This is a genomic window from Thermomonospora echinospora (genome assembly GCF_900108175.1).
GTDB lineage: Bacteria > Actinomycetota > Actinomycetes > Streptosporangiales > Streptosporangiaceae > Thermomonospora > Thermomonospora echinospora.
The window spans coordinates 81,342-108,001 of the sequence record NZ_FNVO01000006.1; the positions used below are offsets into that span (position 1 = coordinate 81,342).

Sequence of the window (26,660 nt, forward strand, 5' to 3'; positions counted from 1 at the left end):
GGGCATCCAGGAGCTGTGCCAGGTTCTGGACGGGCACCGCCCGCTGCATCACCGTGCCATCGAAATCCGCCTCGCGGCTCGCGACGTGCTGGCCCCAGTGGCACGGGTGGCACTCACGATCGCCTGGGTTGGCCGGGGGTGGGGGCTTGGGGTGCGAGATGGTGGGTTTCGTGTGCCGTAGTGCCTCGGTGGAGGGCTGGAACGGTGCATGCTGGGAGGCCGAATTCTGCCCTCACCACGCCAGGAGTACCGTTCGATGCCCATCAGCCTGGACAAGGTCCGGTCCACCGCGCCTGGCCTGGTCGGCCTCTACCAGGCCGCCAAGGTCAACCTCGACAAGCGCGGCCTCGGCGGTGAGCGCGCCGCCGTCTATCTCGTCCTCGACCGGTCCGGTTCGATGCGCCGCTACTACAAGGACGGCACCGTTCAGCACCTGGCCGAACAAGCCCTCGCGCTGTCGGCCCATCTGGACGACGACGGCGTGGTCCCCGTGGTGTTCTTCGACAAGGTCGCGTACCCGCCGGTGGAGGTCGGCCTCACCCGGTACCAGGGGCGGATCAACGAAGAGCACGAACGTCTTGGGCACATGGGCACCACCAACTACGCCGCGGCCATGGAAGCGGTCATCGACCACTATCGGGCGGCCGCGCCCGCCGCACCGGCGTTCGTCATCTTCCAGACCGATGGATCGCCGGACTCCCGGACCGCGGCGGAGAAGGTCCTGTGCGAGGCTTCCACGCTCCCCCTCTTCTGGCAGTTCGTCGGCTTCGGTGACGATGAGTTCAAGTTCCTGCGCAAGCTCGACGACCTTCCCGTCCCCCGTAAGCGCGCGATCGACAACGCCGCCTTCTTCCCGGCCGGCCCGGACCCGCGCGGCATCGCCGACGACGACCTCTATCGGCATCTGATGGACGAGTTCCCCGCCTGGCTCGCCGCTGCCCGCGCCGCCGGAATCCTCACCTGACCGGAGCCGGCTCCCGAAGCCGGCGCGGATGACGGAGACCCGGCGCCGGGGGCGTACGGAAAGTCCGGGCCCGGTAAGACGCCCTTGACTCCCCTGGGATCAGCCTTGAAGGTTGGGCCATGGTGGACGAGAACGCGCTCCGGTTCGTCGTCGTCCGGCCGCCGGTGCTGGACGAGTCGCGGGGGCGGGTGATCGTCGATACGGAGACCGCGGACGCGGTGCTCGGGCGAATCCAGGCGAAGCGCTCCGCGCGGGCGGAGGTGACCTGGGCCGATGCCGCGGCGGCGGTCGGGGCCGAGATCGTCTCCGATGCGGCGTACTGGCCCGACAGCCCGTCGTTCTCGGTCCTGGGATTCGACACCGGGTATGTCCGTGAGTTGCTGGAGTGGGCGCGCGACAATCCCGACGATCCCGCGTCGTTCTTGCCGCAGGCGCAGCGGTGGCTTGACCGCGCCACCCCGTCTCGTGGTGATGTGCGCGAGTGGGTGGCCGGTCGGGAGTATCGCGCCGCCCGCGATTCGGCGTGGCTGAGCTGGTACGGCTTCGTCCTGCATCAGGATCGCCGGCCGCAGCAGGCGCCGGGTTTGGCCGGATCCCTCGTGTTCCTGGAACTGTTAGGGGCCGCCGTCGGAGACCGCGACAGGTTCCGTCGCACGGCGGTGGCGAGCCGGACGGAGGGCCCCGCGGTGCGCCCCGACGTGCTCCTCGGGCCGCGGCCGGTCGCCACAGCCCCGGACACGACAGCCTCGGACGCGGCGGCTCCGGAGGGGGCACGGTCACGGCAGGCGGCGGCAGAGTCCGACGAGCGCATCGATCCGTGGCTGATCGAGAACATTCGCAACCTGCGCGATGCCCGGACCGCTGTGCAGGCGTTCTTCGACGCCAAGCTCGGCCGGCAGCGGGCCGTGACCTACTACGTCACATCGGTGGACTCCACCGAGCCGAACGGTCCGGTCGGGTTCGAGGGCATCGAGCAGAGTGCCCCCTGGCGGGTGACCCAGGCCGAGCTCGACGCCGACGAAGGGCTCGCGGAGGCGCTGCGGCAGGCCGACTTCGACCTGGCCCGCGACACCCTGCCCGAGGCGCTCGAACGCATCGACGCCTCCCTCGCCGACCTGACCCAGCGGTTGTACGCGCGCCGGCGCGACACCCGGGTCACCGTCGCCGACGGCCGGCACGTACGTGTGGTCACCAACAGCCGCCCGACCACCGACCGACCGGGGTGAGCGATGAAACCGCAGGTGGAGCCGATCGGCATCGGTGACCTCAAGGTCGTCAAGCAGAATCTGCTCAGGTACGAGGCGGGCGAGATCGCGCACATCGAGAACGTGTTGCGCGGCGAGAAGCGGGAACGCCGGCACCGCCGGCTCACCCAGTACGAGGTCGTCACCGAGACCGAGGCCCTCACTGAGGAGGAGAGCCGCCGCGACCTGCAGAGCACCGAGCGCTTCGAGCTGCGCAACGAGATCGAGCACACCCTGAACACCGAGTCCAGCCTTGAGGCCGGGCTGAACCTGTCGGCCGGCTACGGCCCGGTGAACCTGAGCGTGTACGGGCGGGCGGCGTCCTCCGAGTCCAAGCAGGAGGCCGAGCGCGCCACCTCGCAGTACACCAAGGAAGTGATCGACAAGAGCACCAACCGGCTGCTGCGGCGCTCGCGCGAGCAACGGCGGGTACGGACTCTCGACGAGGCCGAGGAGACCAACCTCCACTCGCTGAACGGCGGCAGGACCAATCTCGCCGGAATCTACCGGTGGGTCGACAAGGTCTACCGGGCGAAGGCGGTCAACTACGGGCGCCGGTTGATGTACGAGTTCGTCGTGCCGGAGCCGGGCGCGTGGTACCTCCACCAGAACGCCCGACATCTGGCGGCCACCGCCCTGCCCACCCGGCCGGCCGAACCCGGCGTGCTGAACGGTTCCTTCGAGTGGGAGCCGCTGACGCCGGGGGCCGTGCGGCGGGACAACTACCTGGCCCTGGTGGCGCAGACCGGCGCGGAGGGCGTCAAGCCGCCGCCGCCCGACAGCGTCGTGCTGTCCAAGGCCTACTCCAGCCAGAACGCGCAGGCCGCCGCGGTGGCGGCGGCCGACGCCCTGGCCATCCCGCGCGGCTACCTCGCCCGGTCGGCGTTCGTGGTGGCCAACGGGTTGGGGGAGATCGCCACGGCGAAGGGCAAGATCATCATCGGGTCCAGCGTCTTCGACCTGCGTACCGGCACGGGGACGCCGGTCACCGCCTGGCACCAGGTGGCGCAGATCGCCGTCAGTTCCTGGACCTCCGCGATGTACGCCTGGTCGATGAACATCGAGGTCTACTGCACGCTGTCGCCGGAGGCGTTCCAGCAGTGGCAGCTCGACACCTACAGCGCGATCATGGCCGCCTACCGGCAGGCGCTCAGCGAGTACGAGGACAGGCTGGCCGCCGCGCAGGTCCAGGCCGGCGTCACCGTCCGAGGCCGGAACCCCGCGCTCAACCGGACCATCGAACGCGACGAGCTCAAGCGGGCCGGCCTCACCCTCTGGACGGCCGACTGGCCCGGCGTGCTGCCCGGCATCGGGGCCGGCGCCGACGGCGTCCCCGTCTACCAGCGCGCGAACGCGATCGGCAACGCGGCCACGATCGCGTTCTTCGAGGACGCCTTCGAGTGGACCAACATGGTCTACACGCTCTACCCCTACTTCTGGGGCCGGTCCAGCCAGTGGCCGAACTTCCTCGACGTCGACACCGGCGACTCCGCGTTCGACGCCTTCCTCACCGCCGGGGCCGCCCGCGTGGTCGTACCGGTGCGGCCCAGCCAGACCGCCCGGGTGCTGTGGTACCAGCTCACCGGCACCGTCTGGCCGGACGGCTCACCGCCCGACCTGTCCACCACCAGCGATCCGCGGATCGTGCAGTACAACAGCTACCTGCAGGACATGGCCGACGTGACCGATCTGGATCCCCTCGACGAGCAGGTGGACATCGATCCGCACGATCCCGCGGCGGTGCGGATCCGGCTGCCGACGACACTGGTCCACCTTCAGTCATCCGAGGAACTGCCGACGCTGCGCGATTGAGGGGACCCATGGAAACCCGCGATTTCGGCCCGGCGTATGGCAATCAGGTGCGGATCGCCGTGACCGACGGGGACGTCTCCGCCTCCGCCGACTACGCCGGGGCCCTCTCCACGGCGATTCAGGCGGTGGCGGAGGCCGTGCAGCACGCGGTCGAGACCCTCGCCGAGGGCGACTCGGGGCCTGCCGGCTGCGAGGTCAGCTTCGGCCTGCGGGCGACGGCCGCCGGCGCGCTGGCGATCGCCGCCGAGGATGCGGTGATCCAGGTACGGCTCACCTGGTCCCGCGACAGCGGCCAGGACGGCGGCCTCACCGGGCTGCTGCCCGGTCTGACACCGTGACCGTGTCGGCGGCACGGCACCGATGACCCGGTTCGAGGCGACCGTCACCGAGTCGGACGACGGCCCTCCGGTGACCCGGCTGGTCGTCGGCGGCGGCCCCGGAGACGGGCCTCCGGTAACGGTGACAATGGCGGCGGCCCCTCCGCGGTACTCCGCGCCGGCCCGCGTCACGTACCGGGACTTCGACGAGATCGCCGACACGGTGAGCGGCGTGGTCCGCCGCTACTTTCCACCCATCCGGTACGCCTACCAGTTCCTCGACGAGACGGCCGAGCGGCCGTACCCGATCCTGCGCCTGGCCGCGGCGCCCGGCGTCACGCTGACGGTCACCGGCCTGCCCGGCGCCTACCTGCCGCAACCCGGGCTACCGAACCTGGAGATCTATCGGGTCCAGGATCCGAGCCTCGTACCGCCGCAGGGCACCGACATCCTCTCCGACAACCTGGTCCACGTCGTCGAGGTCAACGCTCCACGGGTCGTCCTGGAGCCACCAGAGGACCCGGACGAGCTCCCCTGGGATCATGCGCGGCGGCTCGGCCGCCGCCCCGGGGTGATCCCGCACGACTGGTTCCTCATCGAGACGATGCCGACCGGTACGTGCGTTCGGCATGCGGCCAGTGGCCAGAGTGTGCTCATGAGGCCGCGTGAGGCGACCTTCCCCTCGTCGCCCGAACCCGGTGCGGATGGGACTGAGGCGTTCGCCTACGAGTTCCCCGCCGACGGGCAGTGGGGGGTGGCCGACCGGCCGTTGTTGCGGATCGTGGCCACGGACGCGACGAGCGTGCGGGAGTCCGGGCCCCACTACTCCGACCTGCGCCTGCTGGCCCGCACCGATGTGGACCCGCTGCTGGCCCAGCCCTGGTACGAGGTGTGGCGGGTGGACTCGGTACTGGACGTACCGGTGCAGGGAAGCGACCTGACCCCGCAACGCCATTGGCGCGGGCCATCCCAGGCAGCGCGCGACCAGGCCGTCAGCGAGGAAGTGGGCCGTCTGACGATCGACATCGCCCTCGGCGCCATCCCCGGTCTGGGCGATCTCATCGACATCGGCGAGTTCTGTTATGCGCTGGCCTACCACCGCGACCGCTGGGGCCGCCCGCTGTCCCAGTTCGACATCGCCCTCATGGGGACGTTCGCGCTGCTCCCGTTCGTCACCGCGAGTATCGTGCGCCGCGGTCGGGCACTGCTGCGCCGGTTCGGACCCAGGGCGGAACGGGCCGTGCACACCGTGCGGGCGCTGGAAAACGTCAACATCTCCGCCGCCGAGAGGGAGCTGCTGACCGAGGCTCAAGTGCTCATCCGGGCGGGCAAAGCGCTTCCAACGGAGCTGGAGGCGCGGCTGTTCGAGCTGCTGCGACGAGTCGCGCCGACCCCGCCGAACGTCGAGTCGCTGCTGAACGATGCGGGCACCGGCTTCGTCCATCAGCGCCTGCAGGAGCTGTTCCAGCGCTACAAGAAGGGGGGCGGCCCCGCCAAGCCGGCCGACTGGGCCCGGCGGGTGACCCGGGGGGAGGCGCGCGAGATCTTCGAACGCATCCTCGGAGCGGACTTCGCACGTCGTGGAACGGGGGACGTCCGGCTGAAGAACCTTGTGGACATCCCCCGGCCCAAGACTCTCACCGATGATGTCGCCATCGCCCACCTGCGCCACATCGAGGCCCAGCCGGGCAAGCTGTGGGAACGACTGGACGGGCTGGAGGAGTTGCTGCGGGATCGGCCCCGCCAGCTCGGGCCGGCCGTCCTGCAGGCGATCAAGTTCGTCCAGGCCGTACCGCTCGGGCTGTTCCACATCATGAAGGGCAACGTCGGGGAGATCCTGGCCTTCAGGAAACAACTCGATGTGCTCGCCGAGCTGGTCGCACACCTTCCGAAAGAGGTGCGCTCGTCCACCGTCCTGCTGACCGGCGTGCGGATCCGGCTGGCCGACAAGGCGGGACGGCTGAGCTCCCGCACCGTGCTGTTCAGCGACAACATCATCGCGACCATGGGCGCGCGGGATCTGACGCTGCGCGGGTTGTTCGAGGTCAAGTCCGGATCCGACGGTGTCGCGGAGGCCGCCGAGCAGGTGTTCCGGTGGGTCGAGGACCGGCTCACGCCGGGCAGCCAGATCGTGCTGCCCAAGGGCTCTGCGGTGGTGGGGGTCGACGGCAAGGTGGCCCGGCTGACCCGGGAGTACGTGTTCACCTGGGCGCCCTCCGGCGCGCTCGGCCCCGACGAGCGGACGATCTCGAACCTCAGCAAGGCCAAGCGTTACCTGGTCGTCCCCAAGGACGCCACCGGCGAACTGCCGGACGCCCTGAACATCCCCGGCGGACGGGAACTGATCCGGATGGACCAGACATCCGCCGAACTCGAATACCTCACCGGCCAGACGATCACACTCGTCCCTCCACCGAACCGAGCCGGCGGCATCCCCCGATAAGACCCACAGCGTTTCAGAGCTGCCCAGGTCAGCCTGCCGGAGGCCATCGAGCAGGCGCGGTCCGCCCTGCGGTCAGGCCGGAAGCACTCGTTCCACTCAGGGGCGGGGGGCCGGGGCGGCGAAGGTGGCGTGGACGGTGCGGGAGGTGGGGGTGCCGGTCCAGTGCCAGGTGGTGGCCAGGGCGGTGACGGTGAGGAGGCCGCGGCCGGATTCGGTGAGGGCGGTGGGGTCGGTGAGGGGCTGGACGCGAGGTTCGGTGGGGGCGCCCTGGTCGGTGACGCTGACGGTTACGCCGGTGGGGTTGTGGCGGACCTCGACGGTGAAGTGGCCGGATCGAGTGTGGCGGATGGCGTTGACGGCGAGTTCGTCGATGGTGAGGAGGACGTCGTCCAGGGTGGGGAAGCCGGGCAGCAGGAAGGCGGCAAAGGTGCGGGCGGCGCGGACTTGGGCGGCGTCGCCGGGGAAGGTACGGCGCCAGTACATGGGGGTGGCGGGCTCGGCGGGGACCAGGACGGCGGCGGGCAGTGACATCGGTTTCCTTTCACGGTGACGGGTGGGCGGGATCAGCCGGTTGTTGTGCGTCGTGGTGTCGGCGGTGTACCGGTGCTCTGGGGCCGGGGTCGGCGGGGCAGGGCGGGGGGTCGGTGGTGCGGCGCAGTGTGGCGTTCACGGTGGCGCGGGCGGCGGGGTGTAGATGAGGCGGTCGCCGCGGGCTTCGGCCAGGGCGGTGATGGTGCGCCAGCGTGCGGGGCAGTACGCCGCCTGGGCGTTGCCGGATAGGGAGAGGGTCACCAAGGACGGGCGACCGCAGCCGGGGCATGGTCTGCCGCCGACGTCCACCGAGAGGACGTACGGGCGGCGGTGAGGTCGGGGGCGGAGTGCCGGGCAGGGTGAGGGACGGGCGGGGCGGGGTGGTGAGCGGCATCGTTCGCCTCGTGGGGTGGGGTGCTGGGTGGTCCGGACGGGGTTCATCGTCACTGGGTGTGCTGGGTCGGGTACGGAGAATTGGGCGCTGGGGTGGCTGGGGGGCGGAAAGGTACTGGCGGACGGGTGGTGTTCCGGGGAGGAACGGCGCCGAGGGGAACGTTCGGGATTTGCGCGTTCGATTTCGGCAAGCCGTCCGGGGGTGGGCAGGTGGCAGTTTCCGGCCACCATTCGCGGTCGTGTCCGCCGGAAACGCTCCGATTGCGCGTGGTAACACAGGGTGGAGATGCCGATGTCAGCCCCTGTCCACCCCCGTGCCGTCCGCCACTGATCCCGGGAGGTCGCCGGTGACCAGCCCCAGTCCCTTCGTTCGACGCCGCCGGATGGGCGCCGCGCTGCGCGCCCTGCGTGAGGAACGGCGGATGACCGCCGACGACATGGCGCGGCGGCTGTGCTGCTCGCGGGCGAAACTGTCCAAGCTGGAGAACGGGCATCTACGACCGGACCTGGCCGAGGTGATGAAGATCCTCGACTTCCTGGAGGTCACCGGACAGCGGTGGGAGGAGGTCGTCAAGCTGGCCCGGGACGCGGCCGAACGCGGCTGGTGGGACGGCTACGGCCTGGCGATGGGCGACCGGCAGCGGATGTACGCCGACATCGAGTCCGGGGCCGACTCGATCCGCGAGTACAACCAGTTCGCCATCCCGGGAACCCTCCAGACTGAGGACTTCATGTGGGAGATGGTCAAGCTCGCGGAGGCCGAGAGAGACATCGACTTCGTACCCGATCGCATGGTGGAAGCCCGGCTTCGCCGCCAGGAACAGTTGCTAGGTCAGAAGGGGCCACGCTACGAAGTCATCCTCGATGAGGTGGTCATACGCCGCCCCACCGTGCCACCCGAGGTCATGATCGGCCAACTACGGCACCTCACCGAAACCGCCACCAGGCACCCCCGCGTCACGGTGCGTGTCCTCCCGTTGGTGGCCGACTTCACAGGTCGGCTGCTCCCGCTCTCAGCGTTCTTCCTCTTCACCTTCCCTGACCCGGCCGACCCGCCAATGGCGATCGTTGACACGGTGAACACCGACATCGTGCACGTTGATCACGATGAAGTGATGAGGTATACCCGACGGTACGAGCATCTTCGAGAGATTGCTCTTTCAGGTGCAGCCAGCCTCGGCCTGCTGATCGATGCAGCCGACGATCTTGAGCAAAGGATCGGCTCCTCCAGATGACCAAGGAATACCTCACTTGGCACAAGTCTCGTCGCAGCGAAGCCGGCAGTGCTTGCGTCGAGGTCGCCCCCTCCACCCACGGCACCATCGGCGTACGCGACAGCAAGAACACCACCGGCCCCGTCCTCGACTTCGCTCCCCGCACATGGGCCGCGTTCCTCAATACCCTCCGCTCTCCTCGGCACGGCGAGTGACCACCTACACGACCTGATCTGCGATCAGGTGGAATCAGACGGTAGCGGCAAGCCGCTGCTGCTGGATGCGGTGCCCGCTTTTTCGGTATCAGCGGGGACGGAAAGCATGAGTCCCCGGCTCGGGCGCGCTCGACCGAGCCGGGGACTCATTTGGGGGTGGTGGTCAGATGAGTTTGAGGATGGTGGCGAGGGTGTGGGCCTTGTTTCCGCCGGGCTGGAGGTCGGGCTTGGAGCCGAACAGGTGGGTGAGCAGTTGGTCGCGTAGCGTCCGGTACTGCACGTAGTCGGGCTTGGTGAACAGGTCGGGGTTCCTGAGGTCGGCGGGGACGTGGTACGGCCGCTCGACCAGGACCCTGGTGGGCTTGCCCTTGGGGGTGCCGCCGCCGCTGCTGCTGCCCGTGGTGGAGGCGGTGGTCGTGGCGGTGTTGAGGACTTGCAGGCCCGGGTGGCCGACGCCGAACTCGATGCTGTAGACCTTCGCCGTCCGCGTGTCGATGGTCACCTCGGCCTCGTCGGCGCTGAACTCCACGGTGGTGGCGTAGGGCAGTTCCAGGGAGTACTTGGTGCGGCGCGAGACGACCGTCATGACCTGGCCCAGCTTCGCCCAGCCCGCGGGGTCCAGCAGCGGGTGCTCCTTGCCGAGCGCATCCCGCAGCACCCGGGCGAAGGCGTTGTCGATGTTGGTGGTGTCGGTGAGGAAGGCGATCAGCCGTTCGATCTTGTGGCCGGGGATCAGGTGGCACTGGGTGGCCAGGCGGATCTTCTCACTGGAGTCGGCGAAGGAGGCGCCCTTGCAGGCGAACAGGAAGACCCCGGCACCGTCGTTGGCGGGGACGCTGCGCCGCCGCAGCACGATCTTTCTCTTCAGCAGCGAGTAGCCGGGGACGTCGTAGTAGAAGTCGTGGCAGACGACCGGGCCGTCGTTCTCCTTGCCGTCGGGCTTCTTGTCCCGCTCCATCTTGACGATGCCGAACTTCTTCTGCAGGTCGCCGCTCCGGCGGAGCTCGGCCATCAGGGACAGTACCTTGGCGTACTGCTCGGCCGAGACCTGGAACTCCGACTCGGCCTCCAGCGTCGTGGCCAGCTCCTTGCCGGGCTGGAGCAGGTCGGAGAAGGCCCGGTAGACCGGCCGGTGGTCGCGCAGCGGCTCGGCGGCGTTCCACTTCAGCTTGCGGACGGTCTCGGATTCCTTGAGGTCCTCGATCGTGATGGTGCGGATCGGCACCACGCCCGTGCCGTGCTTGGCGTCCATGCCGCCGCTGTAGTGGTTGATGGAGTTGGCCGAGGCGGTCGTGCCGGCGTCCATCCACACCACCCGGATCCCCACCTGCGGCAGGTAGGAGGTGAGGGCGGCCCGCGGGCTCTGGCCGTGCTCGGGGGTCACGTGGTAGAGCGCGCACAACTGCGCCCAGGTGTAGGTGGCCTCCAGTTCCACGGTGTTGTGTCCCTCGGGCGGGGAGATGATCGCGACGGTGTCCAGCACGGTGTCCATGGCCGAGTCCAGGTAGACCACCATCAGGTCGTACGGCTTGGCCATGTGCTCGGCGTTGCACCAGATCTTGATGGTGAAGTGCAGGCCCTCGTCGTCGTAGCCGGCCTCGGCCACCCGCATCTGCGCCAGTTTCCCGAACGTGGCGTCCAGCCCGTACTTGGGCTCCGACACCTTCGGCTCGCCCACGGACTTGAGCTCCCGGGTGTGGTCGTCGGCGCGCATCTCCAGCAGGCCCTTACGGGTCTTCTTGACCTTCTGCTCGACCGGGCCGCCGTTCACCTGGAATTTGATCAGGAAGGAGTCGGGCTCCTTGATGTCCCCGGGGTCGAAGAACACGTAGTGCATCGCGTCCCGCGACGGCGGCATCGGCGTGGCGACGCCGGGGATCTCGACCGGGTCGCGCCGGAAGACCTCGGTGCCGGGGACCCTGGCGCTCTGCTTGTTGCTGTCGTAGCGGACCTTGTAGTACGTCTTCGGGAACCCGGGCTCCGATCCCTCCACGACGGCGTTCTGGGTGCCCACGCGTACCAGGCTCCCCGCCTTCAGCGGCGGGTAGGCATTGCCGACGGCCTGGTCTGTGGGGATCTCCGCCGCTGCGGGACGGGAGGATTTTCCGTAAGGGGTGGTCATATCGCGACCCTCTGCCACTTTTCACCTCGCAACAAGCGGCGGCGCCGCCACCCAAGCCGGGCTTTCCATGAGCGGCATCCATCGCTCCCGCGACTTGCGCACATCCCGCCCGACCAGGGGTCAGATCTCCTGTTGGTCACGTACGCCACTCACCGGAACGGGACGCCCTGGTTTCGGTCGTTCCACCCGCCGCAAAAGTGCGGGACAGAGACTGCGGCCCATCCATCATGCGGACGCCCGAAAACTACCATGATGGAGAAATCCAGAGGGTTATCGCGGATTCTCGCGACGCACTGCGATATTATTGTTGATTTTTGTCCGCCCTTCGCCGAACCGGCCGGTCAACCGGACGGCCGGCGGGCGCGCCGCGCCCGCGAGGCGGAGGACGGCGATCCCCCACTACCGGCACCTCGATGAACGAGTTCGCTCCGCCCGGCATCCACGCAACCGGTTCCGGTGGATTCGGCCCGGCCTACTGCGAACGCACACCGTCCACGGCGAAGCCTCGGGGCCGTTGCCTCACCACCCTGTACCCGAGCGCTTACTTGGTAGTACTCTCCCGGTGCGGTCGCGGCGGCGAGAGGGGCGGCGGATGCCGATCACACCGACGGTGGAGGAACGCGCGGGGTGCGGGCGGGGATCGCGGCTGATGGCGCGGTTGATGCGGTGGTTCCTGCGGCCGCTCGTCGCCCGGCTGCCGTGGACCCCGTTCACGCTGCGCTGCGCCGGGCTGCTCGACCTCGGGGGTGCGCTGCTGGTCCCGCCGCGCGGCACCAGGGTCGGCAAAGTGAAGGGGCTCGGCTGTGCCGCCGAGTGGGTCTACGGTCCTGGCGTGAGCGGCGGATCCGGGAAGGTGATCCTGTACTTCCACGGCGGCGGGTTCGTGGCCTGCGGGCTGCGCACCCACCGCCGGATGATCGCCCGGATCTCCCAGGCGGCGGGCATGCCGGTGCTGTCGGTGGGCTACCGCATGCCGCCCCGGGTCACCGTCGAGACCACCATCGGCGACTGCGTCGACGCCTACCGGTGGCTGCTGGCGGAGGGGCACCAGGCCGCCGACATCGTGATCGGCGGGGACTCCGCCGGCGGCTACCTCGCCTTCGTGGCGCCGCTGCGCGCGATCCGCGACGGGCTGCCCCGGCCCGCCGGGATCGCCGCCCTGTCCCCCTTCACCGATCTGGACATCGATCTCAAGGTCGCGCACGTCAACGCCGCGCTCGATCCGTTCATCCCCGCGCCGCGCATGCGGGACATGGTCCGGACCTGCTTTCCCGGCGTCGCGCTGACCGACCCGCAGCTGTGCCCGGTGCACGCCGAGCTCGGCGGCCTGCCGCCGACCCTCATCCAGGTCGGCTCGGTCGAGGTGCTGCGCGGCGACGCCGAGCTGATGGCCGAACGTCTGGGCGCCGCGGACGTGCCCTGCACCCTGCAGATCTGGGAGGGGCAGGTGCACGTCTTCCAGATCTTCGCCGATGTCTCCCGCGAGGGCATCGCCGCCATCGCCGAGATCGGCGCCTTCGCCCGCACCGTCAGCGGCGCGGACACCCGGCAGGAGGCCGCGTAGCCGATCGCGGTCCGGCGCGGAGGCCGTCGCCGCCGTCCGGTGACCGTGCCGAGCCCCGGCGTGCGCCGGGCGTTCCGGTGTGTCAGCCGAGCTTGCGGGCCTTCTCGATGGTCTGGGCGAGGTTCTCCAGCAGGGGTGCGGCGCCCGCGTACGAGAAGCGGGGCACCGGGTCCCACGGGGCGATCTGGCCCGCCTTGACGGCGGGGAGTTCCTTCCAGGCCGGCTTGGCGGTGAGGTCGGCGGGCTGCAGCGCGGTGCCCCGGTTGTCGAGCAGGATCACGTCGGCGTCGTACTTGTCGGCGTTCTCCCAGCTCAGCTCCTCGAAGTGGCCGCCCTCCCCGGGCTTGTCCGGCACCACGACGGGCACGCCGAGCTCGGTGAAGTACACCAGGTCGGTGTTGACCTTCGGGTTCGACACGTACAGCAGGTCAGGGCTTGCGGAGGCGGCCAGGACCTTGAGTCCCGGGTTGCGCTCGACGGCCTTGCGCACGGCCTCGGCGGCCTTCTCGAACCGGGCCTTGGCCTGGGCGACCTTCGGGGCGTTCAGGTCGGCGCCGAGGGATGCGGCCAGCTCCGCGTAGCGCTCGATCGGCTGGGTCAGGAGGACCCGGGCGGTGCCGATGGCCACGCTGGGGGCCAGCCGCAGGATCTTGTCCTTGCTCTCGTCGGGCACGTACCAGAGCGCTCCCGGGTCGTACATGTGGGTGACGAGCAGATCGGGACGCAGGGCCGCGTACTTCTCGATGTTGAACTCGCCCCAGGCGTTGCCGATGACGGTGACCTTCCCGGCGTCCAGGTCGCCGGCCTGGGGTTCGAGCGTGCCGTCCTTGCGGGTGGTCTCGCCGAAGACGCCGACGATCTGCCGGTCGAGACCGAAGTCGATCAGGGCCGCCGCTGTGCCGGTGAAGGCGACGACGCGCGACGGGACGGCGTCGGCGGTGACCGGCGTCTTGCGGTCGTCGGTGAACGACCAGGGGCCGCCCTTGGCCGGGGACGCCGAGGAGGATCCCTCTTCCCCGGTCCCGCAGCCGGTGAGCAGCACGCCGAAAGCGGTGGCGCCCAGGGCCAGCAGGCCGCGGCGGGACATGGGGACGGCGGTCGGGGGGTGCGGCATCGCTTCGTCTTCCTGTTATCACGGACGCCCTCTGAGGCCAGGGCATCCCAATGAGGTGAGTTATACCTAACTTAGGCTAGCCTAAGCTAAATGATCGTCACGGATGGGGCGGCATCGCGGCCCGCGTCTGCACAGGAGGCCACCGTGTCCGCCCCTGCCAGCGCCCAGGAGCTGGAGCCGAGGTCCTCCGGCGAACGGCCGCCGGCGGCGCGCACCGCGCTGCGTGCGGCCGGGCTGGTGGGCTCCCTGCTCGTCCTGCTCGCCGTCCTGACGCTCAGCATCGGGGTCGGAGCCAGGCAACTGTCGCCCGGCGAGGTGTGGCAGGGGCTCGTCGACAGCCAGTCCGCCGCCCACGCCGTGGTGCACCAGATGCGGCTGCCGCGCACCCTGCTCGGGCTCCTCGCCGGAGCGGCACTGGGCCTGGCCGGCGGCGTGATGCAGGCGCTGACCCGCAACCCGCTCGCCGACCCCGGCCTGCTGGGGATCAACGCGGGCGCGGCGGCGGCGGTGGCCTCGGCGGGGGCCTTCCTCGGAGTGGCCACCTTCGACGGCTACGTGTGGTTCGCCCTGGCCGGAACGGCCACCGTCGCGGCGCTGGTCTACGCGGTGGGCGGCGGGCGCGGGGCGACCCCGGCCCGGCTGGCGCTCGCCGGTGCGGCGCTCAACGCCGCGCTCTACTCGTACGTGAGCGCGGTCATGCTGCTGGAGGCTGCCTCGCTGGAGAGGATGCGCTTCTGGACGGTGGGTTCGCTGGCCAGCGCACAGTCCACGACGGTGGTCAAGGTGCTGCCGTTCATCGCGGTGGGCCTGGTGCTCGCCCTGGCCCTGGCCCGGCCGCTCAACGCCCTCGCACTCGGCGACGACTCGGCCCGGGCTCTGGGCGCCCGCCCCGCCCTGGTCCGCACGGCCGCCATCGCGGCGGTGACGCTGCTGTGCGGCGCGGCCACCGCGGCCTGCGGGCCGATCGTCTTCGTCGGCCTGATGGTGCCCCATCTCGTACGGGCGCTGACCGGTCCGGACCTGCGCTGGATGTTCCCCTACTGCGCGGTGCTGGCACCGGTGCTCCTGCTGGGGGCGGACGTGCTCGGCCGGGTGCTCGCCCGGCCGGGCGAGCTGCAGGTGGGCATCGTGACGGCGGTGCTGGGCGGCCCGTTCTTCCTGTACTTCGTGAACCGGGCCAAGATGGTGGGCCGCTCATGAACGTCGTGCGTTTGGCGGGCGGCCGCTCGGTGCTGCTGCGCCCACGGGCGGCGGCCGTGGGAACGGGCCTCGTACTGCTGGCGGCGGCCATCGGCGTCGTCTCGATCGGCAGCGGCGACTACCCGATGAGCCCGGCGGAGGTCGTACGGACCCTCACGGGCGGCGGCGACCCCGCCCAGCACTTCATCGTCAACGAGCTCCGGCTGCCCCGCGTGGTCACCGCCCTGCTCGTCGGCGCCGCCCTGGGCCTGGCCGGGGCGCTCTTCCAGTCGCTGACGCGCAATCCCCTGGGCAGTCCCGACATCCTCGGGTTCACCCAGGGAGCGGCGGCCGGGGCGTTCCTGGCGGTGGTCCTGGGAGGCGGCAGCCTGGCGCTGGCGGGCGGCGCGATGGCCGGAGGCGTCCTCACCGGCGTCGTGATCTACGCCCTGGCGTCGCGGGGCGGCCTGCACGGGTACCGGCTCGTGCTGACCGGCATCGGGTGCACCGCCATCCTCACCGGCGTCAACGGCTACCTGCTGACCAGGGCCCAGCTCATGGACGCGGCGCGCGCCATGCTGTGGTTCACCGGCAGCCTCGACGGCCGGGGCTGGGAGGAGGCCGTTCCGCTGCTCGCCGGGATGGCCGTGCTGGTGCCGGTGGTGCTGCTGGGCTGCGGGCGTGCCCTGCCGGTGCTGGAGATGGGCGACGATCTGGCCAGCGGCCTGGGCGTACGGGTCCGGCGCCTGCGTCTGGTCCTGCTGGCGGCGGCGGTGCTGCTCACCTCTCTGGCGGCGGCGGCCGCCGGGCCGGTGGCCTTCGTGGCGCTCACCGCGCCCCAGGTGGCCAGGCGGATGACCAAGGCACCGGGGCCGAACCCGCTCGTGTCGATGTGCACGGGCGCCGCCCTGCTCGTCGGCGCCGACTGGGCCGCGCAGCGGCTGTTCGCCGGCCACCAGTTGCCGGTCGGCGTGCTGACGGGCCTGCTCGGCGGCGGCTATCTGGTCTGGCTGCTCATCGTCCAGCGCAGAAGCGGCCGGATATGAGGCGTAAGCACGGGCTCACGGCACGGCCTGAATCGATCTCATCTGTGGGAGAGGGAATGACCATCGAGGTTCATCAGGATTCCAGGAGCACCCCGGATCCGCGTGCGGCCGATGCCTGGGAGCCCGCCCCTGGGCCGGCGTCGGCGGACCCGAGCGTCTGCGGCGGCGAGGCTCCGTTGGACGTTCTCTCCCAGCACCTGGCGAGGCAGGCGGCGGAGCTGGGAGGCGCGCTCGGGGTGCTGCCGGAACTGGTCGCCGACGACCCCGCGCAGTGGTCCCGCGCCGCCGAACTGGCACACGAGCCGTATGAAGGGCTGCTCGCCCTGGTGAACGAGACGGCGGACCGGTGGAACGCGCCACCGCATGTGGCGGCGGCGCTGCTGTGGAAGACGTACGGATACTGGCACACGCTCCCGATGGCCCTGGGCTGGGCGCTGAACCGGCGGGTGCCGCTGATGGGCTTCGCCGACACGCTGGTCAGGCCGTCGGCGGAGGGCCTGACGATCGCCGCGGCCAAAGTGACCGTCGCGGTCCTTCCCGACGATCCCCTGGCCGGCGCCCCCGGCACGGTCGTCGTCTGTGACCTGGCGGCGGCCATCCGGGACGCGCTCATCGACGGCCAGCGCCCGGTGATCCGCGCCTTGGGCGCACTGGCCAGGATCGGTGAGCGAACCCTGTGGGGCTCCACCGCCGAGGCGCTCGCCCGCCCGATCCTCTCCCTGCGCTCCTACGACGAAGCGGCGGCGCTGCTGGACCGGATCGGGCCGCCCGTGGCCGGCCTCCTCACCCCGGACGGCGACGGCTACCGCCGCCGCACCTGCTGCCTGTGGGTCGCCCTCCCCGACACCGACCCCTGCGTCACCTGCTGCGTCCGCCGGTGAACCGCCCGGGCGAGCCGACCGTCCCTGCCCGGGCGGTGGGCGTACGCGGTCGTCAGAACCAGTTCTCGGCGAGGAGCTCGAACGACTTCATGCGGTCGGCGGGGTCGTAGGCGTAGGTGGCGACGATCAGTTCGTCGACGTCCGTGCGGCCGACGAAATCCTCAAGCGTCCCCACCACGGCCTTCGGGTCGCCGACGGCCTGGAAGCGGAGCATGGAGTCGGCGAAGGCGCTGTCCGCCACAGAGGCGGGGTCAACCGGCGGCTGCAGCCCGCGCCGCCGGCCACGGCGGACGTCCAGGAACATCTGCTGGACGGTCGTCCACTGCCGCCGCGCCTCCTCCTCGGTGGGCATCATCATGACGTTGAAGCCGGCCATGACGTACGGCTCGCCGATCTGCGCGGTAGGCGCCGACGCGTTGAACACCTCTCGGTAGAGCTCGATGGCTTCCATCACCTGCTCGGGGGCGAAGTGCGAGGCCACCGCGAACGGCAGTCCGAGCTGTCCGGCGATGGAGGCGCCGCTCACCGTGGAGCCCAGGACCCAGATCGGCACGTTGGTCCCGGCCGACACGGCGGAGAAGATCGGCGCGCTGCGGGCCGTCCCCCGGTCGCCGAACCAGCCCTGCAAGTCGAAGATGTCGTTGGCGAACGACTGCGGGTCCGCGCTGGAACGGGACAGGGCCTGGGCGGTCATCGGGTCGGTGCCGGGTGCGCGTCCCAGCCCCAGGTCGATGCGGTCGCCGAACATGTTCGCCAGCGTCCCGTACTGCTCGGCGACCATCAGCGGTGCGTGGTTCGGCAGCATCACGCCGCCCGCGCCCACCCTGATCCGTTCGGTCACCGCCGCCGCCCGGCCGATCAGCAGCGACGACGCGCTCGCCGCCAGCCCCGCGGTGTTGTGGTGCTCGGCGTACCACAGCCTGCGGTAACCCAGCCGGTCGGCCTGCCGCGCCGCCTCCATCGACGCGGCGATGCCGTCGGCGGCGGTCGCGCCCTCCGGAATGGAGACCAGATCCAGAATGCTCAACGGAACGTGACGTGACACCGCGTTCCTTTCTTCTCACCGTGGGAGCAATGAACCTGGAACCCAACCCGCGAACTCACCCGCTTATTCCCAGGCCATCGAATGCGGTCCCCCACGGTGCACCGCCCTCGCTCCCTGACGGTTCCGCCAGGATCGGCACCGACCTCCTACCGTGACACCGCGGCCGTCACCTCCACCAGCGGCACTCCCACGACACCCCGGCCGCACCGTTCGGGGAGAAGTACACGACGCCCGACTCGTCCTCGTCGCAGCCACCCGTGCGGGTCACTGTGACGTACGCGGACGCGCCCGCCGACAAGGTGCCGCCGCCCCCCGCTCTGACCGGTCCCCGCGTCCCCCGGACGCTCCACCGGACCGTGCCGCCCCGCGCGGTGACGCGAATGGAGCAGGAGTCCTGGCCCCTGTCCATCCGGCAGCCGCCGACCTCCAGGGTCCCCCGTGCCGGCGGCGAGGGTGGGGGCGGGCCGGGGCGCGGCGGCGCCGGAGTCCTCGTCGGGGCGCTCGTCGGGGCGCTCGCCGAGGCCGTGGGCGAGGGACTGGGCGAACCGGTGGTCGGCGACGCCGACGGCGAGGTCGGGCTCTCCGACGGGCTGCGGTCATCCGGGGTCGGCGATCTTCTCGGGGTCTCCGGCGGGCCCGGGTCGCCGCTCTCGCCCGAGGGAACGGACGTCCCCGGCCGGGGATCGCCGATCGCCGCGCTCTCCGAGCCGCCGGGCAGCAGCCAGAACGCTCCGCCCACCACCATGACCACCGCGGCGGCGACCGCCAGCAGCGGCAGCAGCCGCGACGCGCGCCGTCGGGGGGCTGCGGCGGCCGGGTGGGCGGCGGGCGCGTCCAACGGCAGCGGCCACCCCCACTCGTCGAACGGCTCGGCGTTTTCGGCCGCCACCGCGCGGGCCTCTTCGCCGCCGGGGCCTGCGGCGGCGCCGATCACCTCGGCGCGCAGCCCGGACGGGACGAGCGCGACCGGCAGCGCCCGCAGCAGCGACCCGGGGTCCAGCCGGGCACGGTCCTGGGCGCAGATCCGGCACCCCTCCGCCATGTGGGCGTCCACGCCGGCGACGACCTCGGGATCCAGCGGCCGTCGCTTGCCGATCACCATCGCGGTCACCTCGGGACAGTGCTCGAGCTCGGCGACCGCCGGCACCCGCAGCGCGTCGTACACGGTGGCGAGGGTCCGTTCCGCCAGCTCCGCCGCCTCGGCCTCGTTGAGGTCGAACACCCCGGCCAGTTCGGAGGACGTCAGGCCGTGCCGCACCAGCAGGTCCACCGCCTCGCGCTCGCGGTGCCGCAGACCGGCCAACGCACCGTGCACCTGGCGGCGTGTCCCCTTCCGCCGGGCCCGGTCCGACTCGTCCAGGGCCGCGTCCTCGGCCTCCGGTGCCCGTTCCGGCGGCCGGGCCTCTCCGGTGCGCGGGTCGACGATCCAGCCGTGCTCGGGCCGCCGCCCGTGCCGGTCCCGGGACCGGCGGCGGCGTAGGCACTCGTTGCGGGCCAGCGCGTACAGCCATGCCCGCAACAGATGCCGCTCGGTCAGCCGTCCGGCATGCGCGCAGGCTGCCAGCAGCGTGTCGCGCAGCGCGGCCGCGGCCGCCGCCTGGTCCGGCAGCAGCGCGTGGCAGTAGTCGTACAGCCCGGCCGCGTGGTCGTCGTAGACCTGTGTCAGGGCATCGATGTCGCCGGCGGCAAGGGCCTGGGCGAGGCGCTGGTCGTCGCCACGGTCGTCACTCGACCATCCGGACATTCCTGGAAATCTCTCCCGTGCTATGGCACCTGAGCGGTCATACCCGTCACCGGAGGCGCGGAGATTCGACGTCCCGCTCTCGCCGGGCCCCTATTTAACATGACGACCGATACATCGCGCTCGTTGACACAAAATTCCAGACAAGCCACACAAATCGGATATACGGTCGGACATCGCCTGCGGGAAGGTCGCCCCTCCGCCGTCACCTGGACTCTTCTTCCGTCACATCCGTGCGTCCCCGAAGGGCATCTCGCGAGCACAGGACACTTTTACGGAGGTCACAACGGATCGCCGCCCCGGGTCCGACCGTGTCCGGGCGACCCAGTCCAAGACCGAACCCCGCGGCCCGGCCGGCGCGGCCGGCTCCAGCGGTGTGCGCGGCGCCCCGCCGGAATGAACGATCACGCTCCGTAAGCGCACGTCATTGTGTTCGGACAAGTCTGAGTATTGGCATTCTCCATGGAGGAGAATAGCATATCCGCTAATGACGGCCGCCCGGCACGACGATTCCGTATCCACCCTCGGGGGCGTGGCCCCGCCATCGCCCCGCCGCGGACACTTGGAGCTGGCAGCATGCGCGCGATCCCCGCCGAACTGGTCAGGCGATACGAAGCCGAAGGCTGGTGGACCCAGGACACCATCGGGGATCTGCTGGAGCGTGGTCTGCGGTCCGCCGGGCCCGACGCGGCGTTCCGGGTGCATTCGCAGGTGCGGCCATGGTCGGGGACGCTCGGCGAGGTGGAGGTGGTGGCGCGCAGGCTGGCGGGAGGGCTGCGGGCACGGGGAGTGGGGCCCGGTGACGTGGTGGCGTTCCAGCTGCCGAACTGGATGGAGGCCGCCGCCGTGTTCTGGGCGTCGGCGTTCCTGGGGGCGGTGGTGGTGCCGATCGTGCACTTCTACGGGCCCAAGGAGGTCGGCTACATCCTCAAGGCGGTCGAGCCCCGGGTGTTCGTGACGGCCGAGGAGTTCGGGCGGATGCGCTTCTCGGCGGAGCTATGCGCGGACGTGCCCATCGTGGGAGTGGTGGGGCGCGACTTCGAGGACCTGCTGGACGCCGACCCGATGCCCGGTGTCCTCGCGACCGACCCGGCGGGGCCGGCTCTGATCGCCTTCACCTCGGGCACCACGCGCCATCCCAAGGGGGTCGTCCACAGCCATCAGACCCTCGGCTTCGAGACGCGCCAACTGGCCGAGCGCTACCCGCCCGACCTGGCCCGCCAGCTCACCTCGGCCCCGGTGGGGCACTTCATCGGCATGGTGAGCGCCTTCCTGATCCCACTGCTGGACGGCGCGTCGATCAACCTCGCCGACGCCTGGGACCCCGGCCGGGTGCTGGGCCTGATGAACAGCGACGGGCTCGTCGTGGGGGGCGGCGTGCCCTACTACATCACCAGCCTGCTCGACCATCCCGACTGGACGCCCGAGCATCTGCAGTACATGCGGTACGCGGGCCTGGGCGGGTCGTCCGTCCCGGTGGCGGTCACCACACGGCTGGCGGGCCTGGGCATCACCGTGTACCGCTCCTACGGCAGCACCGAGCACCCGTCGATAACGGCCTCCCTGCCCACCGCCCCCGAGCACAAGCGGCTGCACACCGACGGCAAGGCCCTGCCCGGTGTGGAGATCCGGCTGGGCGAGGACGGCGAGATCATCAGCCGTGGCCCCGACCTGTGCCTGGGATACACCGACCCGGCCCTGACCGAGGCGGCCTTCGACGCCGACGGCTGGTACCGCACGGGCGACATCGGCGTGCTGGACGAGGACGGCTATCTCACGATCACCGACCGCAAGTCCGACTTCATCATCCGCGGCGGCGAGAACATCAGCGCGCTGGAGGTGGAGGAGGTCCTGCTCACCCTGCCGGGCGTCGCGGAGGCCGTCGTGGTGGCCGCCCCCGACGCACGACTGGGTGAGCACGCCGCGGCGGTGGTACGGCTCAAGCCCGGCCACCCCGCCCCGACGATGGACCGGTTGCGCGCCCACTTCGACAAGGCGGGCCTGGCCAAGCAGAAGTGGCCGGAAGAACTGCACACGGTGGACGACTTCCCGCGCACCGCCAGCGGCAAGGTCCAGAAGTACGTCCTGCGCCGAGACCTCGCCGCCCGCGGCGCGGTGGGATGACACTTCCCGAAGAGCCGTCCGGTGCGGTAGCTCAGGAGGATTCGGAGCGGCGCTTGAGGCCCTCGGCCTCCAAGGTCAGGTAACGGCGGACGAGCCGGCCGGCGAAGACGCCCAGGAGGGGAGCGAGCGGGCCGCTCTGGTCGAAGACCAGCCGTACCGTCACCGGGCCGCCGGGCGCCGAGGTGAGTTCGTGGACCGCGGTGCTGGTGATGCCGGAGCTCTTGGAGACCCAGGTGAACGACGAGCCCGGGACGAAGTCGGTCACCTCCCACACGGCCGTGGGGAGCTTGGGCTGCTTGATCCGTACGGTGGCGCCCGTACCGAACGGCCGGTCCTCCAGACGCCGGACCTCGTCCATTGAGGCGGTCCACTCCGGCCATCGCTCGACATCGACGAGGACCTCCCAGACACGCTCGGCCGGCGCGTCGATGTCGGCCGTGATCTCGTACCGCATGGGACCTCCAGGGGGCGCGAACGATCCTGTGATCATCCTGGCAGCGACCGGCGGCGCCGGAAACCACTCCGAAGGCCCGATGTGGCCGCGCTCAGGCGGCGATGGTGGCGTGCATCTCCCACACCAGGATCTCCGCAAGCTCGCTCGCGGTGACCCGCTGCCCGCCGGTCGCGGTAAAGCGGACAGCGTCGCCGGTGCCGAGCGCTCCGGCGCCTTCGAGGTCCACCGCGCCGCGGGGCACGAAGAGGTGCAGGTACGGGGCCTCGGGCAAGTGAACGCTCTGGCCGGGTGCCAGGCGGGCGGCGTACAGCGCCGCGTACCGGTTTTTGATCCGGATTGCCGCCTCGCCGTCGTGCCGCTCCATCCCGGAGGCGACGGGAACGAGCGCACCGGACGACAGCAGCTTCTCGTCGATCTCCAGCTGTTCGTACCCCGGGGTGATGCCCTCCTCGTCGGGGACGACCCACATCTGCACGAAGTGCACCGGCTCGTCGTGCCGCTCGCCCTGCAGGCGCCAGGAGTCGTTCTTCTCCGAGTGCAGGATGCCGCGCCCGGCGCTCATCCGCTGGGCGAGGCCGGGGTAGATCACCCCGTTGTGGCCGGTGGAGTCCTGGTGGACCAGCGACCCGCGCAGCACCCAGGTGACGATCTCCATGTCGCGGTGCGGATGGGTGTCGAAGCCCGTGCCCGGCGTGACGATGTCGTCGTTGTTGACCAGCAGCAGCCCGTGGTGGGTGTTGTCGTGGTCGTAGTGGTGGCCGAACGAGAACGAGTGCTTGGAGTCCAGCCAGCCGAAGTCGGTCTTGAACCGGTCGGCGGCGCGGCGGACGTCGAGCTGCGGAGTGAGCGAGGTACGCATGGCACGGCCTTTCGCCGAGAAAGCGGAACGCGGGGTGTCGGGTGGCCGTCCCGCCGGCCCCGCGCCGGGCCGGCGGGACGGTGGCCGGGGTCAGGCGTTCTTGATCGCCGAGACCTCGAACTCAAGGGTGATCTTCTCGCTGACCAGCACGCCGCCGGTCTCCAGCGCGGCGTTCCAGGTCACGCCGTAGTCCTTGCGGTTGATCGTCACCGAGCCCTCGAAACCGGCGCGCACGTTGCCGAACGGGTCGGTCGCCAGGCCCTCGTAGGTGAACGGCACGGTCACCGGGTTGGTGACGCCCTTGATGGTCAGGTCGCCGGTCAGGTCGAAGGTGTCCTCGCCGGTCCGGCGCACCGCGGTGGAGACGAAGGTGATCTCCGGGTACTCGTCCATGGCCAGGAAGTCGTTGCTGCGCAGGTGCTCGTCGCGCTGGGCGTTGCGGGTGTCGATGCTGGCGGCCTTGATGGTCACCTTGGCGGTCGAGGCTTCGGGGTTCGCGCCGTCGATGTGGGCACCGCCCTCGAACTCGTTGAACGCGCCGCGGACCTTGGTCACCATCGCGTGCCGGGCGACGAACCCGATGCGGGTGTGCGCGGGGTCGATGGTGTAGTCGCCGGTCAGCGTGGTCAGGTCGGTCGCGAGAGTGCTCATCTTCGGGCCTCCGTCGGGTCGGTCTCGGTGTAGATGATGTGTCATCTACGCATCCCCCAACCTACATGACGAGTCATACATTCCGAAATACATGACGTGTCATCGATCACGGTAGAATGGCGACCATGACCGGCACCCAGTGGCTCGACGACGAGGAGCAGCGCGCCTGGCGGGCCTTCGTCCGGATGCAGGGGCGGCTGACCGCCCGGCTCAACCGGCAGTTGCAGACCGACTCGGGCCTGTCGCTGGCCGACTACGAGGTGCTGGTGCAGCTCACCGACACCGCCGACGGGCGGCTGCGGCCCTTCGAGCTCCAGCGCTGCCTGCACTGGGAGCAGAGCCGCCTGTCGCACCACCTCACCCGGATGCAGCGCCGCGGCCTGATCGGCCGCGAGGAGTGCACCGAGGACGGCCGCGGCGCCTTCATCGTGCTCACCGACGCCGGCCGGGACGCCATCACCGCCGCCGCGCCCGGCCACGTCGACACCGTCCGGAGCCTGTTCCTCGACGGGCTCACCCGTGACCAGATCGCCGCGCTCCGGCAGGTGTCCGAGCAGGTGCTCGGCCGGCTCGACGCCACCGCCGACACGGACGACTGAGACCCCGGACGGCCGCCCTCCACACGCCGGCACCGCGTGGGAAGTGCGGCGCATCTCTTCGCACCCGGCGACGACCGCGCCACGCCGTCGCGTGAACGCCCGAGCCCGGGAAGACGACGCGCACCGCCATTCCGCCGGTGTCCCGGGCACGTCATCATGGTGAGCCGACGTCGTCCACCGCGCCCATGCGCGGTAAGGCGACGTTCCAGGCGAGGGATCGCATCCGTTCAGACCGCAGCGACGGTCTGCCATACCCAGGGAGGGCCAGTGCCCAAGGCGTACGTCATCTTCACCGAGGCCATCAAGGACCGGGACGCCATGGACGCCTACGGCCGGGCGGCCGCGCCGACGATAGCCGAGAGCGGCGCCCGCGTCCTGGCGGTCGATCCGCAACCCCAGCCGCTCGAAGGCGAATGGCACGGTGACCAGACGGTCGTCCTGGAGTTCGACTCGGTGGAGGCGGCCCGCGCCTGGTACGAGTCGGCCACCTACCAGAAGGCCAAGGAACTGCGGCAGGCCGCGGCCGACACCAACGCCGTGATCATCTCCGGTTTCGACGTCCCGGCGTGACCGCGGCGGCCCCGGAGCGAACGCGCACCACCGGACACCGTCGCGGATGACAGGTCCGGGCGGTACGGCCGGGTCGCGGCCGTACCGCCCGGGTGCCCGTCAGGTGCGGGCCCCCACGATGGCGATCGCCGGCGGCTCCTCCCCCTCCCGCGCGTTGTGCTTGTCCGCCCAGTTGGTCAGGGCGGTCCGGCACGCGTGGTCGAGGTGCCGCAGCCCGCTCAGGTCCAGCTCGATGTGCCGGTCGCGGGGCAGCGCCTCCAGGGCGTCGAGGATCTTGGGCAGCCGCAGGAACGTGGCGTTCCCGCCGAGAGTCGCCCGGATGGGCCCGGTGCCGTCGTCGTCGACCCTGACGGTGACGTGCGAGGTCTCCCAGGCGGTCTTCAGCACCGCCAGCAGCAGGCCCAGCAGCACCCCCTCGAACAGGTTCAGGGCGACGACGGCGACCGCCGTGGTCACCAGGACGATCGCCTCGCCCCGGTGCTCACGCCACAGCGGAGCCAGCCGACCGAACGGCACCAGCTTCCAGCCGGTGTGCACCAGCACCCCGGCCAGCGCGGCCAGCGGGATGATCCCGAGCGCGGCCGGGAACAGCGCGGCGAACAGCAGCAGCCACACGCCGTGCAGCACCCGCGACGCCTTGGTGCGGGCGCCCGCGTTCACGTTGGCGGAGCTGCGGACGATGACGGCGGTCATCGGCAGCGCCCCCAGCGCCCCGCACACGGCGTTGCCCGCGCCCTGGGCCATCAGCTCCTTGTCGTAGTCGGTGCGCGGGCCGTCGTGCATCCGGTCCACGGCAGCGGCGCTGAACAGGCTCTCCGCCGAGGAGATCAGGGCGAACGCCACCACCGTGCCGATCACGCTCAGCTCGGCCAGCCGCGCCAGCTCGCCGGCGCCCGGCGGCTGGATCGCCGCCAGCAGCCCATGGATCTCCAGCCGGGCCGCCGGCAAGTCGAACACCGCCACCACGGCGGTGGCCAGCGCGACCGCCGCCAGCGGCGCCGGGACCACCCGCACCCGGGCGGGCAGCCGCGGCCAGACGACCAGCACCGCGATCGTGGCGGCGCCGACGGCCACGGCGGTGAGCGTGGCGGCCGAGCCGAACCCGTCGGCGGCCAGACCGGGCAGCCCGAAGATCTTGCCCAGCCCGGAGCCCGGCGCGTCGGCGTCGGCCATCGCGTACAGCTGCCCGGCGATGATCGTCAGCCCGATCCCGGCGAGCATGCCCTCCACCACGGCCACCGAGATGGCCCGGAACCAGCGGCCCATCCGCAGCGCGCCGAGCACAAGCTGCAACAGCCCGGCCGCCAGCACCAGCACGCCCAGGGTGGACAGGCCGTGCTGCTGCACCGCGTCGTACACCAGCACCGTCAGCCCCGCGGCCGGGCCGCTGACCTGCAGGCTGCTGCCCGGCAGCAGCCCGGCCACCAGACCGCCGACGATCCCGGTGACCAGGCCCAGCTCGGCCGGGACGCCGGAGGCGACCGCGACGCCCACGCACAGCGGCAGCGCGACCAGGAAGACGACGAGCGAGGCGGCCAGATCGCGCCGCCAGACCTCGGCGGTCATCTTGGCGGTCAT

The 26,660-nt window shown here is 70.9% G+C and carries 24 protein-coding genes; 14 read left to right on the forward strand and 10 right to left on the reverse strand.

Annotated elements, in window-relative coordinates:
- Positions 1 to 256: 256 nt before the first annotated feature.
- From C4U03_RS16130 to C4U03_RS16150, 5 genes are all read left to right on the forward strand, one after another.
- Positions 257 to 964, forward strand: coding sequence for a VWA domain-containing protein (locus tag C4U03_RS16130; RefSeq protein ID WP_103938602.1), 708 nt, complete (start codon positions 257 to 259; stop codon positions 962 to 964).
- A gap of 119 nt (positions 965 to 1,083) precedes the next feature.
- Positions 1,084 to 2,190, forward strand: coding sequence for a hypothetical protein (locus C4U03_RS16135; protein ID WP_103938603.1), 1,107 nt, complete (start codon positions 1,084 to 1,086; stop codon positions 2,188 to 2,190).
- Between the two features lie 3 nt (positions 2,191 to 2,193).
- Positions 2,194 to 4,020: a hypothetical protein gene (locus tag C4U03_RS16140; protein ID WP_146087410.1), complete on the forward strand. Its 1,827-nt coding sequence runs from the start codon at positions 2,194 to 2,196 to the stop codon at positions 4,018 to 4,020.
- 8 nt (positions 4,021 to 4,028) lie between these two features.
- The gene (locus tag C4U03_RS16145) at positions 4,029 to 4,358 is read left to right on the forward strand and encodes a CU044_2847 family protein (RefSeq protein WP_103938605.1); all 330 of its coding nucleotides are present in this window, start codon (positions 4,029 to 4,031) and stop codon (positions 4,356 to 4,358) included.
- Positions 4,359 to 4,380: 22 nt separating this feature from the next.
- Positions 4,381 to 6,780: a hypothetical protein gene (locus C4U03_RS16150; protein WP_103938606.1), complete on the forward strand. Its 2,400-nt coding sequence runs from the start codon at positions 4,381 to 4,383 to the stop codon at positions 6,778 to 6,780.
- 96 nt (positions 6,781 to 6,876) lie between these two features.
- Here the strand turns inward: C4U03_RS16150 and C4U03_RS16155 are convergent, their stop codons facing one another.
- Positions 6,877 to 7,311, reverse strand: a complete 435-nt coding sequence (locus C4U03_RS16155; protein ID WP_103938607.1) for an ATP-binding protein — start codon at positions 7,309 to 7,311, stop codon at positions 6,877 to 6,879.
- Between the two features lie 135 nt (positions 7,312 to 7,446).
- On the reverse strand, positions 7,447 to 7,572 hold the full coding sequence (locus C4U03_RS42500; protein WP_268817507.1) for a hypothetical protein: 126 nt from the start codon (positions 7,570 to 7,572) through the stop codon (positions 7,447 to 7,449).
- Positions 7,573 to 8,087: 515 nt separating this feature from the next.
- On the opposite strand from C4U03_RS42500, the gene C4U03_RS16160 reads away from it, so the two are divergent.
- The gene (locus tag C4U03_RS16160) at positions 8,088 to 8,939 is read left to right on the forward strand and encodes a helix-turn-helix domain-containing protein (protein WP_103938608.1); all 852 of its coding nucleotides are present in this window, start codon (positions 8,088 to 8,090) and stop codon (positions 8,937 to 8,939) included.
- Entirely contained in the window at positions 8,936 to 9,133 is a 198-nt protein-coding gene (locus tag C4U03_RS16165; RefSeq protein WP_103938609.1) for a DUF397 domain-containing protein, read from the forward strand. Before C4U03_RS16160 ends, C4U03_RS16165 begins: the two co-directional genes overlap by 4 nt.
- 163 nt (positions 9,134 to 9,296) lie before the next feature.
- Here C4U03_RS16165 and C4U03_RS16170 read toward each other — a convergent pair whose 3' ends face one another.
- Positions 9,297 to 11,255: a hypothetical protein gene (locus C4U03_RS16170; RefSeq protein WP_146087411.1), complete on the reverse strand. Its 1,959-nt coding sequence runs from the start codon at positions 11,253 to 11,255 to the stop codon at positions 9,297 to 9,299.
- 592 nt (positions 11,256 to 11,847) lie between these two features.
- On the opposite strand from C4U03_RS16170, the gene C4U03_RS16175 reads away from it, so the two are divergent.
- On the forward strand, positions 11,848 to 12,819 hold the full coding sequence (locus C4U03_RS16175) for an alpha/beta hydrolase (RefSeq protein WP_103938611.1): 972 nt from the start codon (positions 11,848 to 11,850) through the stop codon (positions 12,817 to 12,819).
- A gap of 82 nt (positions 12,820 to 12,901) precedes the next feature.
- Here C4U03_RS16175 and C4U03_RS16180 read toward each other — a convergent pair whose 3' ends face one another.
- Positions 12,902 to 13,933: an ABC transporter substrate-binding protein gene (locus C4U03_RS16180; protein WP_103938612.1), complete on the reverse strand. Its 1,032-nt coding sequence runs from the start codon at positions 13,931 to 13,933 to the stop codon at positions 12,902 to 12,904.
- A 144-nt stretch (positions 13,934 to 14,077) separates the two neighbouring features.
- On the opposite strand from C4U03_RS16180, the gene C4U03_RS16185 reads away from it, so the two are divergent.
- The 3 genes from C4U03_RS16185 to C4U03_RS16195 all read left to right on the forward strand — a co-directional run bounded on the left by C4U03_RS16185 (position 14,078) and on the right by C4U03_RS16195 (position 17,039).
- Positions 14,078 to 15,133 carry a FecCD family ABC transporter permease gene (locus C4U03_RS16185; RefSeq protein ID WP_235017904.1) on the forward strand — a complete coding sequence of 352 codons (1,056 nt, stop codon included), beginning with the start codon at positions 14,078 to 14,080 and terminating at the stop codon, positions 15,131 to 15,133.
- Positions 15,130 to 16,158, forward strand: a complete 1,029-nt coding sequence (locus C4U03_RS16190) for a FecCD family ABC transporter permease (protein WP_103938614.1) — start codon at positions 15,130 to 15,132, stop codon at positions 16,156 to 16,158. Before C4U03_RS16185 ends, C4U03_RS16190 begins: the two co-directional genes overlap by 4 nt.
- Before the next feature lie 176 nt (positions 16,159 to 16,334).
- Positions 16,335 to 17,039: a hypothetical protein gene (locus C4U03_RS16195; RefSeq protein ID WP_103938615.1), complete on the forward strand. Its 705-nt coding sequence runs from the start codon at positions 16,335 to 16,337 to the stop codon at positions 17,037 to 17,039.
- 52 nt (positions 17,040 to 17,091) lie between these two features.
- Here C4U03_RS16195 and C4U03_RS16200 read toward each other — a convergent pair whose 3' ends face one another.
- The gene (locus tag C4U03_RS16200; RefSeq protein WP_103938616.1) at positions 17,092 to 18,066 is read right to left on the reverse strand and encodes an LLM class flavin-dependent oxidoreductase; all 975 of its coding nucleotides are present in this window, start codon (positions 18,064 to 18,066) and stop codon (positions 17,092 to 17,094) included.
- A 184-nt stretch (positions 18,067 to 18,250) separates the two neighbouring features.
- The gene (locus C4U03_RS16205; RefSeq protein WP_103938617.1) at positions 18,251 to 19,828 is read right to left on the reverse strand and encodes an RNA polymerase sigma factor; all 1,578 of its coding nucleotides are present in this window, start codon (positions 19,826 to 19,828) and stop codon (positions 18,251 to 18,253) included.
- A 573-nt stretch (positions 19,829 to 20,401) separates the two neighbouring features.
- Here C4U03_RS16205 and C4U03_RS16210 point away from each other — a divergent pair.
- Entirely contained in the window at positions 20,402 to 21,949 is a 1,548-nt protein-coding gene (locus C4U03_RS16210) for an AMP-binding protein (protein WP_103938618.1), read from the forward strand.
- A 31-nt stretch (positions 21,950 to 21,980) separates the two neighbouring features.
- On the opposite strand, the gene C4U03_RS16215 is transcribed toward C4U03_RS16210, so the two are convergent.
- The 3 genes from C4U03_RS16215 to C4U03_RS16225 form a co-directional block, all read right to left on the reverse strand.
- Positions 21,981 to 22,403 (reverse strand): SRPBCC family protein, encoded by a 423-nt coding sequence (locus tag C4U03_RS16215; RefSeq protein ID WP_103938619.1) that lies wholly within the window; start codon positions 22,401 to 22,403, stop codon positions 21,981 to 21,983.
- Positions 22,404 to 22,494: 91 nt separating this feature from the next.
- Complete coding sequence (locus C4U03_RS16220) at positions 22,495 to 23,262, reverse strand: pirin family protein (protein WP_103938620.1); 768 nt, start codon at positions 23,260 to 23,262, stop codon at positions 22,495 to 22,497.
- 90 nt (positions 23,263 to 23,352) lie between these two features.
- Positions 23,353 to 23,913 (reverse strand): YceI family protein, encoded by a 561-nt coding sequence (locus tag C4U03_RS16225; RefSeq protein WP_103938621.1) that lies wholly within the window; start codon positions 23,911 to 23,913, stop codon positions 23,353 to 23,355.
- Between the two features lie 125 nt (positions 23,914 to 24,038).
- Between C4U03_RS16225 and C4U03_RS16230 the strand changes: the two genes are divergently transcribed.
- Both C4U03_RS16230 and C4U03_RS16235 read left to right on the forward strand, forming a co-directional pair.
- The gene (locus tag C4U03_RS16230) at positions 24,039 to 24,512 is read left to right on the forward strand and encodes a MarR family winged helix-turn-helix transcriptional regulator (protein WP_103938841.1); all 474 of its coding nucleotides are present in this window, start codon (positions 24,039 to 24,041) and stop codon (positions 24,510 to 24,512) included.
- A gap of 267 nt (positions 24,513 to 24,779) precedes the next feature.
- Positions 24,780 to 25,082 carry a DUF1330 domain-containing protein gene (locus tag C4U03_RS16235; RefSeq protein ID WP_200827269.1) on the forward strand — a complete coding sequence of 101 codons (303 nt, stop codon included), beginning with the start codon at positions 24,780 to 24,782 and terminating at the stop codon, positions 25,080 to 25,082.
- A gap of 99 nt (positions 25,083 to 25,181) precedes the next feature.
- On the opposite strand, the gene C4U03_RS16240 is transcribed toward C4U03_RS16235, so the two are convergent.
- Positions 25,182 to 26,660, reverse strand: a complete 1,479-nt coding sequence (locus C4U03_RS16240; RefSeq protein WP_235017905.1) for a SulP family inorganic anion transporter — start codon at positions 26,658 to 26,660, stop codon at positions 25,182 to 25,184.

Coding starts and splice junctions, on each gene's coding strand:
- C4U03_RS16170 (WP_146087411.1), bottom strand. CDS start 11,255: ATGACCACCCCTTACGGAAAATCCTCCCGTCCCGCAGCGGCGGAGATC.
- C4U03_RS16240 (WP_235017905.1), bottom strand. CDS start 26,660: ATGACCGCCAAGATGACCGCCGAGGTCTGGCGGCGCGATCTGGCCGCC.
- C4U03_RS16140 (WP_146087410.1), top strand. CDS start 2,194: ATGAAACCGCAGGTGGAGCCGATCGGCATCGGTGACCTCAAGGTCGTC.
- C4U03_RS16135 (WP_103938603.1), top strand. CDS start 1,084: ATGGTGGACGAGAACGCGCTCCGGTTCGTCGTCGTCCGGCCGCCGGTG.
- C4U03_RS16225 (WP_103938621.1), bottom strand. CDS start 23,913: ATGAGCACTCTCGCGACCGACCTGACCACGCTGACCGGCGACTACACC.
- C4U03_RS16175 (WP_103938611.1), top strand. CDS start 11,848: ATGCCGATCACACCGACGGTGGAGGAACGCGCGGGGTGCGGGCGGGGA.
- C4U03_RS16220 (WP_103938620.1), bottom strand. CDS start 23,262: ATGCGTACCTCGCTCACTCCGCAGCTCGACGTCCGCCGCGCCGCCGAC.
- C4U03_RS16165 (WP_103938609.1), top strand. CDS start 8,936: ATGACCAAGGAATACCTCACTTGGCACAAGTCTCGTCGCAGCGAAGCC.
- C4U03_RS16150 (WP_103938606.1), top strand. CDS start 4,381: ATGACCCGGTTCGAGGCGACCGTCACCGAGTCGGACGACGGCCCTCCG.
- C4U03_RS16145 (WP_103938605.1), top strand. CDS start 4,029: ATGGAAACCCGCGATTTCGGCCCGGCGTATGGCAATCAGGTGCGGATC.
- C4U03_RS16130 (WP_103938602.1), top strand. CDS start 257: ATGCCCATCAGCCTGGACAAGGTCCGGTCCACCGCGCCTGGCCTGGTC.
- C4U03_RS16215 (WP_103938619.1), bottom strand. CDS start 22,403: ATGCGGTACGAGATCACGGCCGACATCGACGCGCCGGCCGAGCGTGTC.
- C4U03_RS16190 (WP_103938614.1), top strand. CDS start 15,130: ATGAACGTCGTGCGTTTGGCGGGCGGCCGCTCGGTGCTGCTGCGCCCA.
- C4U03_RS16160 (WP_103938608.1), top strand. CDS start 8,088: ATGGGCGCCGCGCTGCGCGCCCTGCGTGAGGAACGGCGGATGACCGCC.
- C4U03_RS16210 (WP_103938618.1), top strand. CDS start 20,402: ATGCGCGCGATCCCCGCCGAACTGGTCAGGCGATACGAAGCCGAAGGC.
- C4U03_RS16230 (WP_103938841.1), top strand. CDS start 24,039: ATGACCGGCACCCAGTGGCTCGACGACGAGGAGCAGCGCGCCTGGCGG.
- C4U03_RS16205 (WP_103938617.1), bottom strand. CDS start 19,828: ATGTCCGGATGGTCGAGTGACGACCGTGGCGACGACCAGCGCCTCGCC.
- C4U03_RS16155 (WP_103938607.1), bottom strand. CDS start 7,311: ATGTCACTGCCCGCCGCCGTCCTGGTCCCCGCCGAGCCCGCCACCCCC.
- C4U03_RS16180 (WP_103938612.1), bottom strand. CDS start 13,933: ATGCCGCACCCCCCGACCGCCGTCCCCATGTCCCGCCGCGGCCTGCTG.